This is a genomic window from Sphingobium subterraneum (genome assembly GCF_014199435.1).
Taxonomy (GTDB): Bacteria; Pseudomonadota; Alphaproteobacteria; order Sphingomonadales; family Sphingomonadaceae; genus Sphingobium; species Sphingobium subterraneum.
Genome location: NZ_JACIJP010000004.1, coordinates 57297 through 81538, shown reverse-complemented (window position 1 = coordinate 81538; position 24242 = coordinate 57297). Strand labels below are relative to the sequence as shown.

Here is a 24242-nt window from a genome sequence, read left to right as displayed (position 1 = left end):
GGAGCAGGCCGTGGCCGGCCATAGCAAATTCAAGAACATCATGCATCGCAAGGGCGCGCAGGACAAGAAGCGCTCTGCCATGTTCTCCAAGCTGAGCCGCGAAATCACCGTCGCGGCGAAGATGGGCATGGCCGATCCGGACATGAACCCGCGCCTGCGGCTTGCCGTCAACGCGGCTAAGGCGCAGTCGATGCCCAAGGACAACATCCAGCGCGCGATCGACAAGGCGACCAAGGGCGACGGCGAGAACTATGAAGAAGTGCGCTATGAGGGCTATGGCCCCGGCGGCGTCGCCGTCATCGTCGAGGCGCTGACCGACAACCGCAACCGCACCGCTACCAACGTCCGCACGGCGTTCAGCAAGAACGGCGGCAATCTGGGCGCGAGCGGCGCGGTGAGCCATGGGTTCGACCGCATGGGCCTGATCACCTATCCGGCGAAGGCGGGCGATCCCGACGCGATTTTCGAGGCGGCGCTGGAAGCGGGCGCGGAGGACGTGTCGTCGAACGAGGACGAGCACGAGATCTGGACGGCGATGGACGCGCTCCATGAAGTATCGAAGGCGCTCGAAGCCTCGCTCGGTCCGGCGGACAGCGCCAAGCTGGCGTGGAAACCGCAGACCACGGTCGACGTCGACGAGGCCAACGCCGCGACCCTGCTCAAGCTGATCGACACGCTGGAAGAAGATGACGACGTCCAGACCGTGTGGGGCAATTATGAAGTGTCCGACGAGATCATGGAGAAAATAGCATGATAGAGCATCTTACTGCCCTTGAGCTGCGTTCGGTGGCGACAGGCGGTGGTAGCCTACACGTAAATGGGTCAAGGTTTAGTGCTACAGAATTACGGTCGATAGCCACGGGCTTGAATAATGGTGGGCACCTGATTGTGTCGAATTCTGCCAAATTTTCTGCTACCGAGATGCGATCGATAGCCACTGGTGCTGGTGATGGAGCAACGGTTCTTTTTCAGTAGATGCTGATCCTCGGCCTCGATCCCGGCCTTGGCACGACCGGCTGGGGCGTCATCTCGGCGCAGGGCAACCGCCTGTCGCACATCGCCAACGGACAGATCAAAACTGACGCCAAGGCTCCCCTTCCCGCGCGGCTGCTGGCGCTCGATGCGGCGCTGACCGACCTGCTGTTGCTTTACAAGCCCGATGCCGCGGCGGTGGAAGAAGTGTTCGTCAACGCCAACCCCCAATCGACGCTGAAGCTCGGCCAGGCCCGCGGCGTCGTGCTGCTCGGCGCGGCGCGGACGGGCATCGAGGTCGGCGAATATGCCGCGCGGCTGGTCAAGAAATCGGTCGTCGGCGTCGGCAACGCCAGCAAGGATCAGGTGCATGCCATGGTCACACGCCTGCTGCCCGGCGTGACCATTGCCGGGCCGGACGCCGCCGACGCGCTGGCTGTCGCGATCACCCATGCGCACCATATGGCCAGCGCGCGGCGAATGAGCACAACATAAAAGTTTCCGTTCGCCCTGAGCTTGTCGAAGGGCCGTTCTTCCTGCATGAGTACAAAAAGTGAAAACTGGGCTTCGACAGGCTCAGCCCGAACGTCTAGGGATGGGGCATGATCGCGCATCTTAAAGGGATATTGACCAGCACCGGCATCGACAGCGCCGTCGTCGATGTGGGCGGCGTGGGCTATCTCTTCGGCGCATCGAGCCGCACGCTGGCGGCGCTCGGCCGAACCGGCGAAGCGGTAACGGTCCATACCGAAATGCTGGTGGCGGAGGATTTCATACGCCTTGTCGGCTTTGCATCAGAGGACGAACGCGACTGGTTCCGGCTGCTGACCGGAGTGCAGGGCGTGGGTGCGCGGGTGGCGCTGGCGATCTTGTCGGTGCTGGAGGGCGCGGAACTGCACCGGGCAATCGCGAGCCAGGACAAGGCGATGGTCGCGCGCGCCAATGGCGTCGGACCGAAACTCGCCGAACGCATCGTGCGCGAACTCAAGGACAAGACCGGGACGATCGGCGGGGGTGCGGGGTTGGCGCTCGCCGCCGGGACCGCGCCGATGCCGACGAGCAGCTTTGCCGCCGACGCCGCGAGTGCGCTCGGCAACCTCGGGTTCAAGCCCTATGAGGCGAGCGCGGCAGTCGCGGCGGCCGAAGCGGAGCTGGGCGACGGCGCGAGTCTGGATGCGCTCGTGCGGCTGGCGCTGAAGAAGGCGGCGAAGTGATGGAGCTACCCCACTTCCCGCTCCGTCACCCTGAACTTGTTTCAGGGTCCATCCGGCCTTGGCAGAGAAGCTGTCGGCGCAAACCCGAGAACAACTGCAAGGTCGATCCACTGCGGGTTGTCCGTTTCGATCAGATTGCTCTTCCATTGCCGATACCAGTTCTTGAGCTGTCTTCTCGCGCCATTCACATCCGCCAATGTGCGGCAACATGGATGCTGAAACACGTTCAGCATGACGGTAAGGAGGGGTGGGCCTATGACCGACGCTGACCGCCTCATCACCCCAGCCCGCCGCGCCGAGGACGTCGACGCGGCCCTGCGTCCCAAGACGCTGGACGATTTCGTCGGGCAAAAGGCCGCGCGCGAAAACCTCCGCATCTTCATCGCTGCGGCCAAGGCGCGGGGCGAGGCACTGGACCATGTGCTGTTCTTCGGTCCGCCGGGGTTGGGCAAGACGACGCTGGCGCAGATCGTCGCCAAGGAAATGGGCGTCGGGTTCCGCGCGACCTCCGGCCCGGTCATCGCCAAGTCGGGCGATCTCGCCGCGCTGCTCACCAATCTGGATGACGGCGATGTGCTGTTCGTGGACGAAATTCACCGCCTCAATCCGGCGGTGGAGGAAATCCTCTACCCGGCGATGGAGGACCGCGCGCTCGATCTGATGATCGGCGAAGGGCCGTCGGCGCGATCGGTGCGGATTGACCTCCCCCGCTTCACGCTGGTCGGTGCGACGACGCGGCAGGGACTGCTGACGACGCCGCTGCGCGACCGCTTCGGCATTCCGGTGCGACTGCAATTCTACAGCGTCGCTGAACTGGAACAGGTGGTGAGCCGTGCGGCCGGACTGCTGGGCCTCGACATGGCGGCCGATGGCGCGGTCGAGGTCGCGCGCCGGTCGCGCGGGACGCCGCGCATTGCCGGACGGCTGCTGCGCAGGGTGCGCGACTTTGCTCACGCCGCCGGGGCCGATCGCGTCGACGCGAAGGTCGCCGATGCCGCGCTCAACCGGCTGGAGGTCGACGCGCTGGGGCTGGATGCGATGGACCGGCGCTACCTGATGATGATTGCCGAAATCTACAAGGGCGGGCCGGTCGGCGTCGAGACGCTGGCGGCGGGCCTGTCCGAACCGCGCGACACGGTGGAAGAAGTGATCGAGCCTTACCTCATCCAGCTCGGCCTGATTGCGCGGACGGCGCGCGGGCGCTGTCTCAACGCGCCGGGATGGAAGCATTTCGGCCTTAATCCACCGGCGGGATCGCAAGAGGGGCTGTTCGACGCCTGAAATCAGGAAGAGTTCCAACCGTTTGTCGCAAATCTGGGATCATTTGCGACCAACCGAGCGGCGTATTAAATTCCCTTTAACGGCCCAAGACTAAATTATCCAAAGAAATCCGATGGATAGGAGTCTTCCCCAGTGAAATTAAATTGTTTTTGTACGGCGGTCGCGTGTGCGGCCGGCGCGATGATGAGTGCCCCGGCGGTGAACGCGCAAACCGTTTCGCTCAACGGCGTAGTTGCCAATATCTGCGTCCTGACACTCACGACCCCGGGCATATTGACGGTGTCTTCCGGCGGTACGGAGATCGCCACCAGCAACGCCGGGGCAATTCCGGCGCTCATGTCCGTGGTCGCGACCGGCACCAATCCGACCGTCACCTTTACGGCTCCTGCGCTGACCGGGCCGTCGGCGAGCGGGGCCACGACCGAAATTTCCTTCTCTTCACCGGGGGGTGCCAACCGCGCCTTTGCGTCGACCGGCTACACCCGCCCGATGACCGGCCTGCTCGATACCCTCACGATCAACGGACGCGCGCGCAACAGCAGTGGGTTCCAGACCGGGACATACAGCATCACGTCCACGGCGACATGCTCGCAGTGATCGGCCGCATCGTCCGGCTGGCGGCGGCCATCCTGCCGCTGGCGCTGGTTTCGCCAGCTCTGGCCGTGGGACTTGGCCCCCTGACCAATGAGGGTGTGATCGACGGGCCGCGCAAGGCCTTTCAGCTCACCCTCTACAATCCCTATCCGGAGGCAGTCGCGTTCCGCGCCTATGCCGTGGGGATCGACGATGAAACGCCGCAGGAGAGGGTCATGATCCTGCCCGCGACGACCACGCTCGGTCCCAACGTCTCACGACGGCTGATCATTATCGCCACCGACCTTACCGTTGGGGAAATATACCGTTTTCGTGTGTGCGCCGAACGGGCCACACCGCCAGAAGGAATACAAATCAATGCCCGTGTGTGTTCGAAAATGTCTGCCCATCGCCTTGGCTAGCCTTGTTGTGCCGGCCCCATCCTGGGCCGGAACGACAGGCGTGTACCTGCCCCCCGCTCCTGTCGGATCAGGCGGCGAGGATGCGATCGAGACCAGTTCCGGCACACGGTGCCGCCAAAGCATGAACAATAACGGTTCCTATCTCGATGTGGGAATGACCGGATCGGCCGCCTCCTCGCCAGCCGCCAACAGTGCGCGCTTTGGCTATAACGACAGCCGGGACCGCGAAGCGACACTCTATGCGCGCGTGACCATTCCGCTGGGCAAGCGCCCCGACCGGATCGATTGCAGCCGCGTGTACGAGCTGGAACTGGAAAAGCTGCGCCGCGAGGTCGAACTGCTGCGGATGGGCGGGCAATAGCGCCATCCTTCCGGTCGAGCCGGTCTGACCGGACGACGAGGCACATTTCCCCCTTTGCCAGCGAGTCTCGCCTCGGCTAGAGCCGGGAGCATGAACGCGCCGTCCCATCCTGATACGATCTTGAGCGCCCTGCCCCAACCGGCGAGCGGGCGCTTCCTTGCGGGCGTGCATTATTTTCCGCTGCGGGTCTATTTCGAGGATACCGACACCGGCGGCGTCGTCTACCACGCCAATTACCTGCGCTACATGGAGCGCGCGCGATCCGACATGCTGCGGATCGCGGGGATCGACCAGCGCGCCGCGCTGGAGGCGGGGGATGGCGTCTATGCCGTGGCCCGCGCCACGATCGACTATCGCCTCCCCGCCCATCTCGACGACGACCTGATGGTCGTGAGCCGCGTCGCCGCGGTGACCGCCGCGACCTGCGTGATCGACCAGCAAATCACGCGCGGCACGCAGCAGATCAGCAACGGACAGGTGACTGTCGCGTTCATCACTCCGGGCGGCCGCCCGAAACGCCAGCCGAAACACTGGATCGCCACCTTCAACCGCCTTGTCCAAGGGGAAGATTTGCCCGTATGACCGTGCCCATCGCCATCGCGGATGCGACCACATTGTCGCCGCTCGCCCTGTTCCTGCAAGCCGATATCGTCGTCAAGATCGTGATGATCGGCCTGTTGCTCGCCAGCATCTGGACCTGGGCGATCATCATCGGCCTCGGCGCGAAGCTGCGGTCCACCCTGAAGAACTGCACGGCGTTCGAGCAGGAATTCTGGCGCAGCGAAGATATCGACCGCTTTCATGAGACGCGCGGGCGCGCCGATCTGCCGAGTGCGCGGGTCATGGCGGCGGGCGTCGCGGAATGGCGGCGTTCGACCGCGCAGAAACAGATCGACCGGGACGGTACGCGCGACCGCCTTTCCACCGCCATGGCGAGCGCCACGGGCGCGGAGGTCGATAAATTGTCCGAGCGGCTGAACGTGCTCGCCACCATCGGCAGTGTCGCGCCGTTTGTGGGGCTGTTCGGGACGGTGTGGGGCATCATGCGCAGCTTTACCGCGATCGCCGCGCAGCAGAACAGCAGCCTCGCGGTCGTCGCGCCGGGCATTGCCGAAGCGTTGTTCGCCACCGCCATCGGCCTGTTCGCCGCCATCCCTGCGGTGATCGCGTACAACCGGTTCAGCCATGCCATCAACCGGATCGAGGCGCGGCTCAACCGTTTTGCCGATGGCTTCTACGCGACGCTGAGCCGCGAGCTGGAGAGCCAGTAATGGCGATGGGCACGCCTCCCTCCGCCCGTAACGGTCGCCGCCATGCGCCGATGGCGGACATCAACGTCACGCCGCTGGTCGACGTGATGCTGGTGCTGCTCATCATCTTTATGGTGACCGCGCCGCTGCTCATCACCGGCGTGCCGGTCAACCTGCCGGAAAGCCGGGCGAAGGGGCTGGACGCGGACAAGAAGCCGACGGTGATTTCGATCGCGGCGGATGGCGGCATCTTCCTCGACGAAACGCAGCTGAGCGATGACGAACTGGTGACGCGCCTCGGCACGATTGCGGCGGCATCGGCGGGGATGGAACCCCCGCAGATTTTCCTGCGCGCGGATACCTCGCTCGACTACGGCCGGGTGATGCGGGTGATGGGCGAGCTTAACCGCGCCGGGCTGAACAGGGTCGCGCTGGTGAGCAGTGGGACCGAGGACGCAGCGCCTGTCAGCGACGGTTCACAATAGGGTGTTAGGCTAGGCCCCAATGGAACGCGCGGAGAAAATCGGCCTTGGCATTGCGACGGCGGGGCATGTGCTGCTGTTCGGCCTGCTGTCGGCGGGACTGTTCGCTGCGCATGATCCGTTGAAGCTACGAAATACGCCGCTTGACGTGACGATCGTGGATGATGTGGCGCTGCAATCCGCGTCGCCGCGAATTTCGACCGAGCCGCCCCCTCCGTCGCAGGCGCCCGAACAAGGTCCGCCGGAAGAAGCAGCCCCTGCCCCGCCGCCGCCCGAACCCGCGCCTGCACCCGTGCCGCCCAAAGCGACCCCCGCTCCCAAGCCGCCTGCTCCGGCCCCCAAGCCCAAGCCGGTTGAGAAAGCCAAGCCGCTGCCCAAGGTCGCCGCGCCCGCGCCGACCAAGGCACCACCGAAGCCCGCTCCGGCGAAGGCTGCACCCGCTGCACCGGCGAAGCCTGCGGCGGCGCCCGCCAAGACCCCGGCTAAGGCTGCCCCCGCGAAAGGGTCGGCCGAGCGCACCCGCGCATCGGGCCTGCCCGGCGATTTCCTGAAGGGTATCGCACCCGAAGCACCGAGCCGCCCGGCAAAACCCTCTACATCCGATGCCGCTCCCGCGGCGACGGTCGGCCCTGCGCAGAAGACCGCACTGGTCGCGGAAATCAGCCGCCAGATCAAGCCGCACTGGAAGGCACCGACCGGAGCGGATGCCGAGCAGCTGCGTACGCGCGTGGCCGTAAATCTGGCGCGAGACGGATCGGTCATCGGCAACCCCGAAGTGGTCGACACGACCGGGGTGACCGACAGCAACCGTACGCAGGTCCGCCTGCATCAGGAACTGGCGGTGAAAGCGATCCGCCTCGCCGCGCCTTTCCGTTTGCCCGCCGACCTGTATGATGGGTGGAAATCCTTTACCGTGAACGTCGACAAGAGGCTGTCCCAATGATCCCTGCATCCCTGCCCCGCGCCATGCGCCTCATGGGCCTGTGCGCCGCGACGCTCCTGACGTTTGCATCGCCCGCCCACGCACAACTCAGCGTCGACGTGACCGACGAGACCGCGTCCAATCTCAAGATCGCGGTGCCTGCGCTGCCGACGAACCAGTCGGTCGGGACGCCCGCCGGGACCACGGAAGAACTCGGCCGCAAGATCGCGGAAGTGATCGCGTCCGACCTCAAGGGATCCGGCCTGTTCGACCCGTCCGGCCCCAGCGGACTCCGCGTGCCGTCCATGGCGGAAGTGACGGCCCCAGCGTACGAGAGCTGGGGCGGGTACGAGGCGCTGGTGCAGGGCTTCGTGCGGTCGGCGGGTGGCGCGAACGACATCACCGTCGGCTGTTACCTCTATGACGTGGCGCTGAAATCGGAACTGACCCGCAAGGGGTTTATCGTCGCGCCGGCGGACTGGCGGCGGGCCGCGCACAAATGCGCCGATGCCATCTATGCGCGCCTGTCCGGCGAAAGTCCGTTCTTCGACAGCCGCATCGCCTATATCGCCGAGACCGGCCCCAAGGACGCGCGCGTCAAACGGCTCGCCATCATGGACAGCGACGGCGCGAACCATCGCTTCATCACCAACGGCCAATCACTCGCTTTGTCGCCACGCTTCTCGCCCGATTACGGGTCGATCCTCTATGTGAGCTATATCGGTCGACGGGTACGCATCTTCGTCTACGACATCGGCACCGGCAAACAGCGGCTGGTGACCGAAAGCAGCAACCCGACCTTCGCGCCGCGCTGGTCACCCGATGGACGCAACATCCTCTTTTCCATGGCGATCGCGGGCAACACGGACATCTACCGCGTCACCGCTACGGGCGGCACGCCGGTACGGCTCACCACCAGCCCTGGCATCGACGTGGGTGGTAGCTATTCACCCGACGGCACAAAAATCGTGTTCGAGAGCGACCGATCCGGCACGCAGCAGGTCTATGTGATGAACGCCGACGGATCGAACCAGCAGCGAATCAGCCGCGGCGGGGGGCGTTACGCGACGCCGGAATGGAGCCCGCGCGGCGACCTGATCGCCTTCACCAAGATCAGCGGCGATTTCAAGATCGCGGTTATGACACCTGCGGGCGATAATGAGCGCATCTTGACAAATGGCTGGCAGGACGAAGCGCCGACCTGGTCGCCGAACGGCCGCGTGCTCCAGTTTTTCCGGACCACGCCCGGACGCGACGGTATGAGCCAAGTGTGGCAGGTCGATCTGACGGGTGTGAACGAGCGCCGCATCCCCACACCACTTAACGGATCGGACCCGGCATGGGGGCCGTTGCTGCCTTGACCATCGCCTCCATAAGAGGGAACCTCTGCCAATTGACCGTGTAGTCTTACCCAGGACCATTATGAGGAGAAAATGATGAACCGCTTTGCACGCCCCCTGCTGATCGCCACCGCTGTGATCGCCCTGTCCGCCTGCGCCAAGAAAGCGCCGCAGGAGCTGCCGCCCGCACCGGCGGACTCCACGGCCACCGCCCCCACCCCGCCGGCGCCGACCGGACCGGTCAAGGGCAGCCAGGAAGACTTTGTGGCAAGCGTGGCTGCGGACCGCATTTTCTTCGACACCGACCAGTATAACGTTGATGCCAACGATCAGGCGACCTTGCAGAGCCAGGCGCAGTGGCTTGCCGCCAACCCCACGGTGCGCGTGACCGTCGAGGGCCATGCCGACGAGCGCGGCACCCGCGACTATAACCTCGCGCTGGGCGAGCGCCGCGCCAATGCGGCGAAGAATGCTCTCGCCGCGCTCGGCGTCGATACATCGCGGATCACGACGATCAGCTACGGCAAGGAACGCCCCGCCGCCATGGGTTCCGACGAGCAGGCCTGGGCGCAGAACCGCCGCGCGGTGACGGTAACCGTGCAGCAGTGATCGGGGGCTAATCTCGTTAACCGTTTCCGCTGAGCCTGTCGAAGCCCTGCCTCCTTTCAAATGGGGACCCTTCCACAGGCTCACGGCAAACGGGAAAACGGACAGTTGGCATGGGCCGCTTCCCAACCGGCCGACCGTTTCATTTTGGGACAAAGTGCGTTCCCACTGGCGCCGCGCGCGGCAGGCGTTAGAGAGGAGCCATGTGGCATCTCTATCAGTTCCCCCTCTGTCCGTTTTCCCGCAAAGTCCGGCTCCTGCTCGCCGAAAAGGGCGTGGCCTACGACCTGATACGGGAGTCCCCTTGGGAGGGGAATGACGCGTTCCTGGACCTGAACCCCGCAGGAACGACGCCTGTTCTGGTCGACGATGAAAAGGGCGTGGTGCTGATCGACAGCCAGGCGATCTGCGAATATTTCGAGGAAACCGTCGAAAAACTGCCGCTGATCAACGGCAGCGCGGCGGGACGTGCGGAAGTCCGCCGCCTGACCGTTTGGGCCGACCAGGTGTTTTACGGCGATGTCGTTGCGCCCCTCCTCAACGAGCGGATGAAGAAGCGGATCGTCCATCGTGCGCCGCCCGATGCTGGAACGCTGCGCGAAGCGATGCGCCGGGCGAACACGCATATGGATTATATGGACTATCTGCTCGACCACCGCAGCTGGATGGCGGGCGGGATGATGAGCCTCGCCGACATCGCGGTGGCGGCGCATCTGTCCGTGGCGGATTATCTGGGCGGGATCGACTGGGCCGGGCACGAGCCGGTCAAACGCTGGTATGCGGCGTTCAAATCGCGCCCGTCCTTCCGTCCGCTCCTGTCGGAGCGGATGGAAGTGGTGTCACCGCCCGCCTATTACGAAAAACCGGATTTCTAAGGGGTTACGCCACTTCGGCGGCCATATAGACCCGGTTGCGGCCATGTTCCTTGGCGAGATAGAGCGCACGGTCGGCCGCCTTGAGCGCTTCCCGCGGATCGGCATAAGCGAACACGTCCGCGACGCCGCCCGAGAAGCTGACCTGCTTCATCCGTTCCCCCGTGTTGCGATCGACAAGATTACGCGAAGCGAGGTCCTGACGGGTATGATCGACGATGTCGCACGCCTCGCCCACGGTCTTGCCGCGGAACAACAGCACGAACTCCTCCCCACCATGACGGGCAACATGGCATTTTTCGCCTGAAATCTTGGTAAGCAGCGAACCGACGAACTTGAGCACGCGATCGCCGGTGTCATGTCCGTGCTCGTCGTTGACATGCTTGAAATGGTCGATGTCGCAGAACGCCACGCTCAACGCCTCGCCATTTTCCATGGCAGCGGCGACCTCTTCGTTCAGACGCGCTTCGAACGCGCGGCGGTTGGGCAGGCCGGTGAGGTGATCATGCTCCGCCGCCTTGCGAGCGCGCTCCAGACTGTGCTGCAGTTCACGCGTCTTCTTCTGACTGGCGCGCATCTCGTTTTCGATCTGGCGGGATTTCTCGACCATCGAACGCGTGAGGTTGACGAGTGTCGAGACCAGCGGTTCGGACTCGGCCTTGCTGTCCATACCCTGCACCTGCTCCTGCAGAGCCGCGCCGTAATCCGACGCGGAGCTCGAGGACTCGGTCGCCAGCTTCGAGAAGTGGTTCAGATTTTCTTCGACCGTGTTGAGCATGGTCGACAGACTTTCGACCGACACATCCTTGCTGTGGCGCTCCGCGATGATCTGTTCCGCAACGCTGTTGGTGATACGTCCCTGATCGGCCAGAATCGCACGCACGGCCTTTTCGATCTGATGATCGTTGCCGGTCAGATAATCGTAAGCCAGGCCAAAGTTGACGACGGTCAGATCGAGATCGTTGTTGAACAGAAATTCGCCAATATCGTCGTAAAGAGCACGCCGACGATCGATTTCACGACTGGACCTGTTGCGCGTGGCTTCCCGCTCGGACACAGCCGCAGTCGAAGTGTCTGACTCGGATAGTGATCTCCGGTTCGCCCAGCGAGCGATGCGGGTGGTCAATCCAGTTTGCGCGTTCATGATCTGCCAGTCTATGTCCAGAGAGCGATGCTCTTGATCGAATGGCTCAAAACTACCGATGTTAGGTTAAATTTGGGTTTAGGCGAGCGTCCGGCGCCCACAGCAAAGGCTCTCAAAACCGTCAAATATCGCTTGAAATCAACCAGTCATGGAAAATTTTAACGGCCCGTATTTGCAGGGCGCGCGGACGGCATACGAAGTAATAGCGGTAGGAACTTTCGATTTCGCTGTCGAGCAGGCGGACCAGACGCGAATCGCGCGCTTCCCGGAAATGGCTTTCGAGCATCACGGCAATACCCAACCCCTGCGCCGCGGCCTCCAGCATAAGGGGACCCGAGTCATAGGAATCGATCGCCACGGGCTGGATGTCCTGCTGGCCGATCGCGTCTTTCCAGTCATCAAAAATGGTAGACATGTCGCGATGAAGAAGGACGGTGTGCTCTGCCAAATCGCTGGGACGGGTAAGGGGCGATTTTTCGATCAGCGCGGCGCTGGCGATCAGGTGAATATTCTCCACGCCGCTCAACGGTTGGGAATAGAGGCTGGGGTCGATATCGCGTGCGAGCAGGATGGCCGCATCCAGCCCCTCGCCCAGCCGTGCCACGGCATGGGGCGTGGTCTCAATGTCGATGTGCAGCGAAGGATAGGCCTCGCGCAGTTCACCCAGATGCGGAAACAGCCGCTGGGATGCGAAAAGCGGCAACACGGCAAGGCGCAAGCGCAGCTGATTGCCGCCGCTGATGATCTTTTCCACTGCGACTGACATGGCATCGAGCGCGGGAGCGATGTCATTGAGCAACGCAACACCGTCCGAGTTAATCTCCATCGCCTGGTGTTTGCGTTCGAACAGCGTGCGGCCGATATAGCGTTCCAGCGCCTGAAGCCGTCGCGACAACGCTGGCGTCGAGAGCGCGAGTTCCTCCGCCGCAGCTTTCACAGAGCCCAAGCGTGCAACCTGCACAAAGGCTTCCAGAGCGGTGAGAGGAGGCAAACGGCGCATTCTTCAGTCCCTTTATGTGCGCTGCATCATGCATGATTCTCCATTGTGCTTCAACAGCGCAAAGAGCCTTTACCAAAAGCCCGCCAAAGTCCTCGATTTCCATCGTTGCAAAATATGCACCCAAAAGAATTATTACGCACTTGCGAAATATTTTGCTGCACTGCACATAGGAGGTGCCTTTCAGGCATCCTCTCCTAACTTTTATGGGTCGATCTTCGGATCGGCCCTTTTTTTTGCCCGTGCCTTGGCCGTTTCGCCGCGCGCGGTCGACACTTTATCCCGCATCCTCTTTCGCGGGGATAAACTTCCCGCTACGTTCGTTACCGGATGCGGGAGCGTGTTTCGCTCTTTCGGCCCGGACCAAACAAGAGCGATGCATGAAAAGCCGTGACAATATGACAGCCCGCGATACTTATCGGGTGCAGCCCACTCTCGCGGTGACAGGCCAATCCTTCGTTCCCCGCCCCCTCCGCGAGGCAGCGGCGTTCTTCCGGGAATTTCTGCGCGCTCCGGCCATGGTCGGGTCGATCATCCCGACGGCCGGCGGCGTTGTCGATGCGATGCTGCGCCCCGTCGACTGGTCGCGCACCCGGCTGTTTGTCGAATATGGTCCGGGTGTCGGTACCTTCACGCGTGAGATATTGAAGCACTTGCCCGGCGACGCGATGCTGATCGCGATCGACACCAGCCCGCATTTCGTCGCGCATCTCAAGGCGAACATCCTCGATCATCGGCTGCGCGTCGTCCATGGCTCCGCCATCGACGTCGAGACGATCATACGGGCGCAGGGAGAGGAGCACGCCGACTATATCCTCTCCGGACTGCCCTTTTCCACCCTGCCCGATGGCGTTGGGCCTTCGATCGCGCAGGCAACCCACGCGGCGCTGCGCCCCGGTGGAGCGTTTCTGGTCTATCAGTATTCGGGCTTCGTCCGCCGCCTGCTTCAGCCGCATTTCACGCGCATCGACGAAGAGACGAACTGGCTCAACATCCCACCCTGCCGGACCTTCTGGGCGTGGAAAGGCGCCGTGTCAGTCCCGCCCGGCGGTGCGGAAGTTGAGGCGCCGGGTCACGGTGTAGTCGAGCACCGCGACGAGAAGATAGCTGATCCAGCCTTTTAACAGGCGGAGCGGCGTACTGCGCCCTTCGTGCACCTGCCGGGTGATCGGGCGGCTGTCGGCCACCCGTGCATCGATAAAGGTGCGGATCGCATCGGCAAAGGCGCTGTCTTCGATCCGCAGCATCAGCTCCAGATTGATGAACAGGCTGCGCATGTCGAAATTGGCCGATCCGATATAGACCGCATCGTCGATGACAATCAGCTTCATGTGGAGTCGGCACGGCTGATATTCGTAGATCTGGACCCCGGCCCGCAACAGCGGTCCATAGAGCAAGCGTGACGCGGCTACGGTCGCTGTGTTATCGGACTTTGACGCTAGGATGAGGCGTGCCGTGCCCCTCCTTCCCACCCGCCGCAACCGGCGCAGCAGGCCTTCACCTGGCGCGAAATAGGCCGATACCATGTCGATGCGGGTTGCCGTTTCCAGATCGGCACGAACCGAACGCGCCCAGGGACTGAGGCGGTGTGTCGGCCCGCCAATCAGCCAGCGCATGGGGGCCCGGTCATCATGCCAGTGCCGCACCATATGGCGCAGTGAACCATAATCCCTGTCTTCATCGCCAAGCCACTGCCACAGGGCGTCGTACCAGCGGCCCAGCTCCGTCGCTTCCGGCCCATCCAGCACCAGCCCGAGATCGTGCCAGCAATTGTCTTCCGGAATACCGAAATAATGATCGGAAACGTTAAAACCGCCGATGATGGCGCGCGTACCATCGACGATCGTCATCTTCTGGTGATTGCGAATGAGATAGCGGGTGGACCAGCCCGCCCCGAACCAGCGCATTTCTCCGCCCGCCTGCTGGAGCAACGTGAAGAAGCCGGGCGGCACATCGCTCGATCCGAATGCATCGACGATCAGCCTGACGGCAACGCCACGTCGGGCCGCGCGGATCAGCGCCGCCATCACCTTTCGGCCGCTCTTGTCATCCGCAAAAATATAATAATGGACCTGGAGCGACCGTTCAGCGCCGTTGATGAGCGCTATCAGTGCCTCGCGCAGCGCCGGACCATTAGCGATAATTTCCAGGCTATTGCCATCGACACTGTGGCACAGCCGGGGTTCGGCCTGTCCGTGACATGGAGCATCCATTTCGGAAATTCGGCTTGCCATCGACCTCGTTCACCTCCCGCACCGTTCAACCGCTGTTTTGCACAGCTGATACCCCTACGCGTCCCAGTTCGTTCCAAACAGTAGCACAGACGGCGGCGCGCACGACATTTCCTTGACTCACCGCAATGGAGTTGGTAACCGCGCGCTTTCCTTATTCCTGCTTTCAGGAGCCACAATGGCCCGTGTTACCGTCGAAGATTGCGTCGACAAGGTTCCCAACCGTTTCGATCTGGTGCTACTCGCGGCTCAGCGCGCGCGGGAGATTTCCGGCGGCGCGGAGCTGACCATCGATCGCGACCGGGACAAAAACCCGGTTGTCGCGCTGCGCGAGATCGCGGAAGAGACGGTGCAGCCCGCTTATCTCCATGAAGCGCTGATCGGCGATCTTCAGAAGGTCCGGATCGATGATGATGACACGCCGGACGAGATTGGCTCGCTCGCGCAGTCGGCAGAGGCGCTGCGCCTGACGGCCGCTGCCCCGCCGCGCAACCAGAATATCGGCGGTGACTACGACGGCTGATCCCGTCGTCGTCGCGCCCGTGATTGCGGCTCCCCGCCGCAGATAAGATAACAGGAGGGGGACAGAAAGTCCGGTTGCCGCAAGGCTGCCGGACTTTTTGTTGTACGATTTCGCAGGACGCCAGCGTGGGGCACGGACGTCGGACTATCTCCCCTTGCCCGTCCTATAATGGCAGGAAAGCGTGGACAGGGTGCGACGGCCTATGGCGACAATGAGCGGCATGAAGATGGCGAGAACGCTGGCATGCGCCGCGACGATCGGAATTGCGCCATCGGTGGCCGATGCAGAAGAGCGCGATGGCCCTGGGCTTGATGTTCAGGTAGCCTATACAATGGACGTTTTCTTCGTCGATCCGGGCGCGGGTAAGTCCAGCACCGATTATCTCGATAATCTCGACCTGATCGCCGACGCGGATCTGGAACGGATTGCCGGTTGGCGGGGCGCGCGGGCGCACCTCTACGGCCTCGTCAATCTCGGAGGGCGCCCCAACGACCGGGCGGGAACCCTGCAGGGCATCAACAATATCGAGGTAAGCCGACAGGCGGCGCGCCTGTTCGAGGCCTGGCTGGAACAGGACATCGGGCCGAGGACGAGCGTGCTCGCGGGCCTTTACGACCTCAACAGCGAATTTTATGCCAATGACGCCGCAGGATTGCTGATCGCCCCCGCCTTCGGGATCGGAACCGAGCTGTCGGCGACCGGCCCCAACGGGCCGTCGATTTTCCCCTCGACCGCGTTGGCGATCCGCGTCAACCAGACGATTGGAAAGACCGGCTACGCCCGCGCGGCGCTGTTCAACGCCAATGCGCGCACGCTGGGCGACCGCAGGGGGATCGATACCGCGTTCCGGGATGGCGCGCTGGCCATCGCCGAGGGCGGGATCGAGGGGCGGCACAAGCTCGCGCTAGGCCTGTGGCGCTACACCAAGCGGCAGGACGACGTCCTGCTGGGTAACGCCGCGCCGCGCAAGGCGCAGGGCGCCTACGTGCTCGCCGAAACACCGGTAGTGGAGAGAGAGGACGGACTTTCCCTGCGCCTCTTCCTGCGCGCAGGGATTTCCGACGGCAAGACCACGCCGTTTCGCGGCGGATGGCAGGCTGGGCTGCTCGCCACACACGTCCTACCGACCCGCCCGGACAGCGCGCTGACCTTCGGCGCGAATGAGGTCTGGCTTTCGCGCGGATATCGCGCGCAGATGGCAGCGGACGGCCTGCGCCCCGCCCGTGCCGAGCGTGCGTTCGAGTTGAGCTATAGCGATACCTTGGCCACGTGGCTGACCGTGCAGCCCGACGTGCAGTGGATCATCCGGCCCGGCGGCGAGCGCGACCGGAGCTCCGCCTGGGTAGCTGGATTGAGAACCACTCTGGCGTTCTAGGGCGGTCGACATTTCTTCCTGAGCGGCGCGTAGAGCCATGGGCAAGGCGCTGCGCCCGCGCGGACACTGGGTCTTCATCCGCCGTTCATCTGCCCGATCCTATCGCGCGCCGACACGCCAGCATCAGGCTGTCAGCGTCGGGTGAGTGTCGAACAGCATGGGGCCACCGATGGAACGTCCCGTTTTCTACGATGCCAGCGGGCGGCGCAATCGCTGGACCGTGCGTGCGTTCATCGCTTTCTTGCTGGTTCTGATCGTGTCGGCGGGCGGCTTTGCGGCCACCTTGGTCGATGTGCCTGTTCCCAAGCCTCTGGCGCTGGTGATGGAACTGCCCCGACCCCGGCCGCTGGCTCTGCAGATCACCCATTTCGGCCATAAGCTGAAGGCGCTCCGAGCCAGCGTCGCGTCATGGTTGCCGGACGGCCGCCGCATCCCGCCGGTGAGTCAGATCAAGGTCGGGTTTTACGTACCGTGGGACGATGCCAGCCGCGCGTCGCTCGCGTCCCACATCCGCCAGCTCGACTGGGTGGTTCCGGGCCTCTATTCGATTACGGGACCCGCCCACGCACTCACCATCTTCAGTGACCCGAAGCTCGATACGCTGCTCGCGACCGCGCCCAAAAAGGCGGAGGTCCTGCCGATGTTCCAGAACGCTCTTAACGGCGTATGGGACAGGCAGGGGATTGTCACCCTGCTCGCCAACCATGCCGCCCGCACGCTGCTGATCGACCGCATTGAGCGGGAACTGACCGCGCACAAGGCGGCCGGTGCCGTCTTCGATTTCGAAGAGCTTCCCGCCTCCTCGCAGCGCGATTACCTCCAGTTCCTGCGTGAGGTGCGGGCGCGCTTCGCCCACCATGGCTGGCTCGTGACGCTCTCTGTGCCGGTGGGCGATCCGTCCTGGAATCTCGCCGCCTATGCACGCGTCGCCGACCGACTGTTCATCATGGACTATGATGAGAATACGCCGGAAAGTGACGCGGGACCTGTCGCCAGCCAGGCGTGGTTCGTGCGCCAGATGCGGCAGGCCCTGTCGGCCGTCCCACGGTCTAAGGCGATCATCGCGATCGGCAGCTACGCCTACGACTGGACTGGACCGGGCAAGGGTACCCCGTTGTCGACCGAGGAGGCGTGGCTGGCGGCGCACGACAGCGAAGTGAAAATCCAGTTCGACAAGGCCAGCGGCAACGCCCATTTTTCCTACGCGGAGGGAGGCGCGACGCATAATGTGTGGATGCTCGACGCAGCGAGCGCCTGGAACCAGTTGCGCGCGGCGGATGCCGAGGGGGTCGCCGGGGTAGCGCTCTGGCGGCTTGGTACCGAGGATCCAGGCGTGTGGAAGGCGCTGGCTAGCTTTGAAACGGGCAAGGTGCCTGATTTGCGTGCCTTGCGAACCATCGGCGATGTCGATGTCGAAGGCAGCGGCGAAATCCTGCGTATCGACTCCACCCCATCGGTTGGTCATCGCCATATCCGCTCCTCGCCCAACCGCCTGATCGTCGACGAGTATTATCGCGATCTGCCCACGCCGTTCGTGGTGGAGCGCACCGGCTACCACCCCGGCTGGGTGGCATTGACGTTCGACGACGGGCCGGACCCGGACTGGACACCCAAGATACTTGCCATTCTCAAGGCCAAGCATGTCCCCGCGACTTTCTTCGTCGTCGGCGAGAACGCGATGGAGCATCCGTTTCTCCTCCAGCGCATTATCAACCAGGGCAGCGAGATCGGTAACCACAGCTTCACCCACCCCAATCTGGCAAAGGAGTCGGGCGAGGGTACCATGCTGGAGCTGAACAGCACGAGGCGGCTCGTTGAGGCATACACGGGCCGATCCCCGCGCCTGTTCCGCGCGCCCTATTTCGGCGACGCGGAGCCGACCACGACTGAGGAACTGGAACCCGCGCTGCGAGCACAACAGGACGGCTATACCAATGTCGGCCTGCACGTCGATCCAGGCGACTGGAAGCGGCCGGGCGCCGACGCCATCGTCCAGCGCACGCTGCACCAGGTCGCCAGCGAGAGCCCGGACCGGTCCGAGCAGGTGATCCTGCTGCACGATGGCGGCGGGGACCGCACGCAGACAGTGGCGGCCCTGCCCCGGATTATCGACCAGCTGCGTGCGCAGGGTTACCGCTTTGTGCCCGTGTCGGCGCTCGCGGGGCTGACCCCGGCTCAGGTTATGCCGCCGGTCCTTGGCAATGATCTGCTCGCGGTGCGGGCCGACATCGGCATGTTCTTGGTGTTTGCCGGTCTGGAATATGTGCTGAAAGCCATTTTCTTCGCGGCTATCGCACTGGGGATCGGCCGTGCCATCCTGATGGCCGCGCTAGCATGGAACAGCAACCGCCCCGTCAACCGCATCGTCGCCCCGCCGATCAACCCCAACCTGTTCGTGTCCGTGCTCATCCCTGCCTATAACGAGGCGCGCGTGATCGCGGCGTCGGTGCGCCGGGTGCTGGGCAGCAGGGATGTGGGGCTGGAAATCATCGTGATCGACGACGGGTCGAAGGACGATACGAGCGCCATCGTTGCCCGCACCTTTGCCGACGAGCCGCGCGTGCGGCTGCTGACGCTGGAAAACGGCGGCAAGGCGCGAGCGCTCAACCGCGGGCTGGAATGGGCCAAGGGCGATATCGTCATTGCGCTCGACGCCGATACGCATTTCGAGGCCGAGACGATCGCCCGCCTTGCCCGTTGGTTCGACGACCCGGAAATTGGCGCGGTCGCGGGCAACGCCAAGGTCGGCAACCGCGTCAACCTGGTCACGCGGTGGCAGGCGGTCGAATATGTCACCGCACAGAATCTGGAACGCCGCGCGCTGGCGCAGTTCGATGCCATCATGGTCGTGCCCGGCGCGGTCGGCGCATGGCGGCGCGCGGCGCTGGACGAGGTGGGCGGCTATCCAGTCGATACGCTGGCAGAAGATCAGGACCTGACCATCGCCATTCAGCGCAAGGGCTGGCGCGTGGGCTATGACGTCGATGCTGTGGCCTGGACCGAGGCGCCCGAGACATTCCGCGCCCTGTCGAAACAGCGATTCCGTTGGGCGTTCGGCACGTTGCAGTGCCTGTGGAAGCATCGCGCAATAGTACGAGAGGGCAAGCCTGCCGGACTGGCCGCGATCGGCGTGCCGCAGGCGTGGATCTTCCAGATCGGCTTTGCGCTTATCTCCCCGCTGATCGATCTCGCCCTGCTCGTCAGCCTGATCGGCACGCTCGTTTCGGTGCAGCAGCACGGCTGGGAGCAGACGCAGAGCGACGTGCTGCGCATGGGCATCTACTGGGTTTTATTCACACTGTTCGATGTACTGTGCGGCTGGGTGGCTTACAGGCTGGAAGCGCGGGAGACGCGTTACCCCGCCCTGCTGCTCGTGGCGCAGCGCTTTGTGTATCGCCAGCTCATGTATTCGGTGGTGATCCGGGCCGTCGCCAACGCCCTGCGCGGGCCGCGCGTAGGTTGGGGCAAGCTGGAACGGACAGGCCGCGTGGCGTCCGCCTGATTATCGCCGGTGGTTTGCCACCACAGCACGCGCCACACCCTGCATCAAGGCCCAGCGCTCCGGAATGCTCACCGTGGTACTGCCAATCATTACCGCGACGGCATAGCTCGTCCCGTCCGGGGCGGTCATCACGCCCACATCGTTGAAGCCGGTCGCGCGCGCGCCCAGTTCCTGCCCGGTGCCGGTCTTGTGCGCATAGGTCCAGCCTTGCGGGACACCGCCCTTAATGCGTTGCGGCCCGGTCTTGGCTTCATGCATGGTCTCGAGCAGATAGTCGGTCGACGCGGGTGACAGCATCTCTCCGCGCTTCAACCGCGCCAGCCCGAAAGCGATGCCGCTGGCGGCAGCACCATCGGGTGGATTGGTCAGATAATCGTCCAGCGCCTTTTGTCGCACCGACATCGGCAGGCTGCTGCGCGCCGCATAGAAATTGCGGCCGAGCGCCATATTCTGGTTCCACACCAGACCCGCCGTCTTGCTCTGCAACAGGCGCTCGCCGGGACCGAAGCGGACATTGCCGATGAACCGCCGGGCGAGGAAGCCGCGTACCGCCTCCGGCCCGCCGACCTTCCGAAGCAACGTGTCGTTCGCGGTGTTGTCGCTTTCCGTCATCGCGCGGTGGAACAGGTCTGCCAGCGTGGTGGTGTAGCCATCGCCGCGCACCATGCTGGCGAGCGGCTGGTGGAACAGCGTCAGATCCTCTTTCCGGATCGTCGCCATGTCGTTCAACGTAAACTTGCCGCGGTCGACGGCATCGAGCGCCGCCATCGCGACCCACAGCTTTGACACGCTCTGTTGCGGCATCAGTTGATTGCCGTTCCAGGATGCCTCCCAGTCGGTGTCGACCCGGCGCACCGCGATCCCGACCGTGCCGTTGAAATTGCGCCCCAGCGCCGTGATGGCATCCACCAGCCCCTGCGGCGCCTTGTCGCGATCCGGCCGGGGCGGCAGGAAATTATAGACCTGACGCACGGGTGCGGGAGCAGGCGCGGCGCTGGCCGCCGGGCTGCCCATCATCCGGTCGGCAACGCACGCGGACAAAAGGGCGCCCACCAGTACGGCCTGCAACCAGCGCACGGGAGGGCGGAAGCCACGCACGCCCGGGCCGTACCGCTTGATAATCAGGCCGCGACTGGCGGCCCCTTCATGCAAACCCATTCATGCTCTCATCAGAAGCGTCGTGCCCAAACTGCTGCGCGATTCCCGCCGGTCGTCCCCAATGAATTATAATCACTGGCTTTTTCGGGTTCAAGCAAGCGTCCATGCGACCAATGATTCCATTATCGGGTTAATTTGAAGCAAACCGCTTTGGGAGGGAAGGAACTTTGGCGCTAAAGGGCCGGGATGGCATATATGCAAACACGGCGAAATGTTCTGATCGGCGCAGCCTGCGCGGCAGCGATGCTGCCAGGCGCAGGGATCGCGCGCGCAGCGCCTCCCGCCCTTTTCTCCTCGCGGAGGATCACGGTCACGACACGCGGCGCGCTTGCGCGGGGCGGACGCGATGTGCTGATGATCCCCGGCCTCGCGAGCGGCGCGGGGGTGTGGAACGGGACGATCGCACGGGTGCCGGGGCACCGCTATCATCTGGTGCAGGTGCGCGGCTTTGCCGGTCTCGCGCCAGACGGCAACAAGGCAGGACCGCTCCTCGCGCCGCTGGCGGATGACATTGCCCGGTACATTCGGGAAATGCGTCTGGCTGCTCCGGCTATCGTAGGGCACAGCATGGGCGGAACGCTGGCGATGATGCTGGCGCTGCGTCCAGCGAACTCCATCGGCCGCCTGTTGGTGGTCGACATGCTGCCCGATGGTGCGGCGATGGTCGGCGGGACCAGCGCCGGTTTCGGGTTCCTTGCGGGACAGCTCAACGGCTATTTCACCAAGACCAAGGCCGGGCGGCAGATGCTCGCCGACATGGTGCGGCAAAGCCGCGGCGGACGGGACAGCGACCCGCAGGTGATCGCGCAGGCGCTCTCCGAACTGGCACAGACGGATCTGGGACCACAGCTGACGAAGATCGCCTGCCCGATGGAGGTGATTTACGCCTTGCCCACCGATACGCAGCTGCGTGCGGCGCAGGGCGACCGTTATCGCCGCGCTTATGCCCCCGCGCGCCGGGCGAGAATCCGCCCGATAGGCCCGAGCGGACATATGATCATGCTCGACCAGCCGGCGGCATTTGCGAACGCGTTGGCGAACTTCCTGCGGGAATGAAGACGCTGGAGCAACGACAATTTTCGCGTTGCCCCGCACGATTTGACCTGAATCAAGGCACGTGCGGGGCGACTCTCCTATTCCGGTCTCAGCAAGGATGGTTTTGACCGGTTTAGCGACCCCGACCTTCTCGTCCTTGCTACGCCAGCCTCCTGGCGTCTCCTCGACACCTTGGGCGCGCCCTTATGGGACGCGCCCTTTTTTTGTGCCTTAGTGCGCCAGGGACTTGACGATATCCTCGACCATCTTTTTGGCGTCGGCGAGGAGCATCATGGTGTTGTCCATGTAGAACACGTCGTTGTCGACACCGGCATAGCCGACCCCGCCCATCGAGCGCTTGACGAACAGCACCGACTTCGCGTTGGCGACATCGAGGATCGGCATGCCGTAGATCGGCGAGGACTTGTCGGTCTTGGCTGCCGGGTTGGTCACGTCGTTCGCGCCGATGACAAAGGCGACGTCGGCCTGGCCGAACTCGCTGTTGATGTCTTCGAGCTCGAACACCTCGTCATAGGAGACGTTGGCTTCGGCGAGCAGCACGTTCATGTGGCCGGGCATGCGCCCCGCCACGGGGTGGATCGCGTATTTGACGCTGACGCCTTCCTTCTTGAGAAGGTCACCCATCTCACGCAGCGCATGCTGTGCCTGGCTGACGGCCATGCCGTAACCGGGAACGATGATCACGCTGTCGGCCTGCTTCATCAGGAACGCCGCGTCCTCCGCGCTGCCGCGCTTCCAGGGGCGCTGTTCCTTCGCCTCGCCACCGCCGGCGGGGCCAGCGTCCGCGCCGAAGCCGCCCGCGATCACCGAAAGGAACCCACGGTTCATCGCCTTGCACATGATGTAGCTCAGGATCGCGCCCGAGCTGCCGACGAGAGCGCCGGTGATGATCATCGCCGTGTTGTGCAGCGTAAAGCCCATCGCGGCGGCCGCCCAGCCCGAATAGCTGTTGAGCATCGAGACGACCACCGGCATGTCTGCGCCGCCAATCGGGATGATCAGCAGGAAGCCGATGGCGAAGCTCAGCCCGATGACGACCCAGATCAGCCACGGTGCCGCAACCGAAGGCGCGGGCAGCAGAAAGTACCAGGCGATAAGGCCCAGGATCGCCACCAGCGTGCCGAGGTTGATGACATGGCGCGCGGGCAGCAGGATCGGCTTGCCCGACATGTTGCCGTTCAACTTCAGGAACGCGATGACCGAGCCCGAGAAGGTGATCGCACCGATGGCAACGCCCAGGCCCAATTCGATACGGCTGGCGTTGTGGATCTCGTTGGTCAGCGTGTCGAGAATGCCGAACGCCGCCGGGTTGAGATAGGCGGCCGCGCCCACCAGAACGGCAGCGAGGCCGACGAGCGAGTGAAACGCCGCCACAAGCTGTGGCATGTCGGTCATCGCGATCCGGCGTGCGGTAATGAAGCCGATCACACCACCGACGGCAACCGCCCCGAGGATTTCGGGCAGTGACACCACATCATGGGTGAACAGCGTGGTCGCGACAGCGATCGCCATGCCGACCATGCCCATGCGGTTGCCCCGGCGGCTGGTCGCAGGGCTGGATAGCCCACGCAGCGCGAGGATGAACAGGACGCCCGCCACCAAATAGGCGAACGGCACCCAGAAATCGGCGCTGGAAGCGGCTGCATGCTCCATCACTTGCGCTCCTTCTTCTTGTACATTGCGAGCATGCGTTCCGTGACGGCAAACCCCCCGAAGATATTGATCGACGCGAACACCACCGCGATGAGGCCCAGCCACTTGGCGGTTGGTGCCACCGATTCCGCCGCCGCGACCAGCGCGCCGACGATGATGACCGATGAAATCGCGTTGGTCACCGCCATCAGCGGCGTGTGCAACGCGGGCGTGACCGACCACACGACATAATAGCCCACAAAACAGGCCATCACGAAGATGGAAAGAATTGAAATAAAGTCCATGTTATTCCCCCTTGTATCGGCTCC

General features: G+C 63.8%; 25 protein-coding genes. 19 read left to right on the top strand and 6 right to left on the bottom strand.

Translation table 11 applies throughout. The annotated features are described in order from the left end of the window. Positions 1–10: 10 nt before the first annotated feature. The 14 genes from FHS92_RS12405 to FHS92_RS12340 all read left to right on the top strand — a co-directional run bounded on the left by FHS92_RS12405 (position 11) and on the right by FHS92_RS12340 (position 10298). On the top strand, positions 11–754 hold the full coding sequence (locus tag FHS92_RS12405; RefSeq protein WP_184081050.1) for a YebC/PmpR family DNA-binding transcriptional regulator: 744 nt from the start codon (positions 11–13) through the stop codon (positions 752–754). Between the two features lie 221 nt (positions 755–975). Beyond that, complete coding sequence (ruvC, locus tag FHS92_RS12400) at positions 976–1467, top strand: crossover junction endodeoxyribonuclease RuvC (protein ID WP_184081049.1); 492 nt, start codon at positions 976–978, stop codon at positions 1465–1467. Positions 1468–1574: 107 nt separating this feature from the next. Further along, entirely contained in the window at positions 1575–2186 is a 612-nt protein-coding gene (ruvA, locus tag FHS92_RS12395) for a Holliday junction branch migration protein RuvA (protein ID WP_184081048.1), read from the top strand. A 255-nt stretch (positions 2187–2441) separates the two neighbouring features. Beyond that, a complete protein-coding gene (gene ruvB / locus FHS92_RS12390; RefSeq protein ID WP_184081047.1) occupies positions 2442–3467 on the top strand; it encodes a Holliday junction branch migration DNA helicase RuvB in 1026 nt (341 codons plus the stop codon). A 180-nt stretch (positions 3468–3647) separates the two neighbouring features. Next, the gene (locus tag FHS92_RS12385; RefSeq protein ID WP_184081046.1) at positions 3648–4064 is read left to right on the top strand and encodes a hypothetical protein; all 417 of its coding nucleotides are present in this window, start codon (positions 3648–3650) and stop codon (positions 4062–4064) included. Further along, positions 4052–4462, top strand: a complete 411-nt coding sequence (locus FHS92_RS12380; protein ID WP_184081045.1) for a hypothetical protein — start codon at positions 4052–4054, stop codon at positions 4460–4462. Before FHS92_RS12385 ends, FHS92_RS12380 begins: the two co-directional genes overlap by 13 nt. Positions 4463–4502: 40 nt before the next feature. Next, a complete protein-coding gene (locus tag FHS92_RS12375) occupies positions 4503–4823 on the top strand; it encodes a hypothetical protein (protein ID WP_221231039.1) in 321 nt (106 codons plus the stop codon). 90 nt (positions 4824–4913) lie between these two features. Continuing rightward, positions 4914–5405: a YbgC/FadM family acyl-CoA thioesterase gene (locus FHS92_RS12370; RefSeq protein ID WP_184081043.1), complete on the top strand. Its 492-nt coding sequence runs from the start codon at positions 4914–4916 to the stop codon at positions 5403–5405. Then, positions 5402–6094: a protein TolQ gene (gene tolQ / locus FHS92_RS12365; RefSeq protein WP_184081042.1), complete on the top strand. Its 693-nt coding sequence runs from the start codon at positions 5402–5404 to the stop codon at positions 6092–6094. The genes FHS92_RS12370 and tolQ overlap by 4 nt, the downstream gene beginning before the upstream one ends. Next, entirely contained in the window at positions 6094–6558 is a 465-nt protein-coding gene (locus tag FHS92_RS12360) for an ExbD/TolR family protein (protein WP_184081041.1), read from the top strand. Before tolQ ends, FHS92_RS12360 begins: the two co-directional genes overlap by 1 nt. 19 nt (positions 6559–6577) lie before the next feature. Further along, positions 6578–7498, top strand: a complete 921-nt coding sequence (locus FHS92_RS12355) for a cell envelope biogenesis protein TolA (protein WP_184081040.1) — start codon at positions 6578–6580, stop codon at positions 7496–7498. A 32-nt stretch (positions 7499–7530) separates the two neighbouring features. Beyond that, positions 7531–8838, top strand: coding sequence for a Tol-Pal system beta propeller repeat protein TolB (gene tolB / locus FHS92_RS12350; RefSeq protein ID WP_343056737.1), 1308 nt, complete (start codon positions 7531–7533; stop codon positions 8836–8838). A 75-nt stretch (positions 8839–8913) separates the two neighbouring features. Beyond that, positions 8914–9426, top strand: coding sequence for a peptidoglycan-associated lipoprotein Pal (gene pal, locus FHS92_RS12345; protein ID WP_425506251.1), 513 nt, complete (start codon positions 8914–8916; stop codon positions 9424–9426). Between the two features lie 200 nt (positions 9427–9626). Next, a complete protein-coding gene (locus tag FHS92_RS12340; RefSeq protein ID WP_184081038.1) occupies positions 9627–10298 on the top strand; it encodes a glutathione S-transferase family protein in 672 nt (223 codons plus the stop codon). A 4-nt stretch (positions 10299–10302) separates the two neighbouring features. On the opposite strand, the gene FHS92_RS12335 is transcribed toward FHS92_RS12340, so the two are convergent. Beyond that, positions 10303–11439, bottom strand: a complete 1137-nt coding sequence (locus FHS92_RS12335) for a GGDEF domain-containing protein (protein WP_184081037.1) — start codon at positions 11437–11439, stop codon at positions 10303–10305. 121 nt (positions 11440–11560) lie between these two features. Next, positions 11561–12439 (bottom strand): LysR substrate-binding domain-containing protein, encoded by an 879-nt coding sequence (locus FHS92_RS12330; RefSeq protein ID WP_184081036.1) that lies wholly within the window; start codon positions 12437–12439, stop codon positions 11561–11563. A gap of 377 nt (positions 12440–12816) precedes the next feature. Here FHS92_RS12330 and FHS92_RS12325 point away from each other — a divergent pair, with 377 nt between their 5' ends. Then, positions 12817–13560, top strand: a complete 744-nt coding sequence (locus FHS92_RS12325; protein WP_246351980.1) for a class I SAM-dependent methyltransferase — start codon at positions 12817–12819, stop codon at positions 13558–13560. On the opposite strand, the gene FHS92_RS12320 is transcribed toward FHS92_RS12325, so the two are convergent. After that, complete coding sequence (locus tag FHS92_RS12320) at positions 13471–14670, bottom strand: phospholipase D-like domain-containing protein (RefSeq protein ID WP_246351979.1); 1200 nt, start codon at positions 14668–14670, stop codon at positions 13471–13473. The two genes, FHS92_RS12325 and FHS92_RS12320, sit on opposite strands and share 90 nt — an antisense overlap. A 175-nt stretch (positions 14671–14845) precedes the next feature. On the opposite strand from FHS92_RS12320, the gene rpoZ reads away from it, so the two are divergent. The 3 genes from rpoZ (at position 14846) to FHS92_RS12305 (ending at position 20067) form a co-directional block, all read left to right on the top strand. Then, complete coding sequence (rpoZ, locus tag FHS92_RS12315) at positions 14846–15190, top strand: DNA-directed RNA polymerase subunit omega (RefSeq protein WP_184081035.1); 345 nt, start codon at positions 14846–14848, stop codon at positions 15188–15190. 220 nt (positions 15191–15410) lie between these two features. Beyond that, a complete protein-coding gene (locus FHS92_RS12310; RefSeq protein WP_221231038.1) occupies positions 15411–16565 on the top strand; it encodes a carbohydrate porin in 1155 nt (384 codons plus the stop codon). A 169-nt stretch (positions 16566–16734) separates the two neighbouring features. Further along, positions 16735–20067 (top strand): glycosyltransferase, encoded by a 3333-nt coding sequence (locus FHS92_RS12305; RefSeq protein WP_184081034.1) that lies wholly within the window; start codon positions 16735–16737, stop codon positions 20065–20067. Here the strand turns inward: FHS92_RS12305 and FHS92_RS12300 are convergent, their stop codons facing one another. After that, on the bottom strand, positions 20068–21081 hold the full coding sequence (locus tag FHS92_RS12300; protein ID WP_425506253.1) for a serine hydrolase: 1014 nt from the start codon (positions 21079–21081) through the stop codon (positions 20068–20070). Between the two features lie 339 nt (positions 21082–21420). Here FHS92_RS12300 and FHS92_RS12295 point away from each other — a divergent pair, with 339 nt between their 5' ends. Next, positions 21421–22281 (top strand): alpha/beta fold hydrolase, encoded by an 861-nt coding sequence (locus tag FHS92_RS12295; protein ID WP_184081032.1) that lies wholly within the window; start codon positions 21421–21423, stop codon positions 22279–22281. A gap of 210 nt (positions 22282–22491) precedes the next feature. On the opposite strand, the gene FHS92_RS12290 is transcribed toward FHS92_RS12295, so the two are convergent. Beyond that, entirely contained in the window at positions 22492–23934 is a 1443-nt protein-coding gene (locus FHS92_RS12290; RefSeq protein WP_184081031.1) for an NAD(P)(+) transhydrogenase (Re/Si-specific) subunit beta, read from the bottom strand. Beyond that, entirely contained in the window at positions 23934–24218 is a 285-nt protein-coding gene (locus tag FHS92_RS12285; RefSeq protein WP_184081030.1) for an NAD(P) transhydrogenase subunit alpha part 2, read from the bottom strand. Before FHS92_RS12285 ends, FHS92_RS12290 begins: the two co-directional genes overlap by 1 nt. Positions 24219–24242 lie beyond the last annotated feature (24 nt).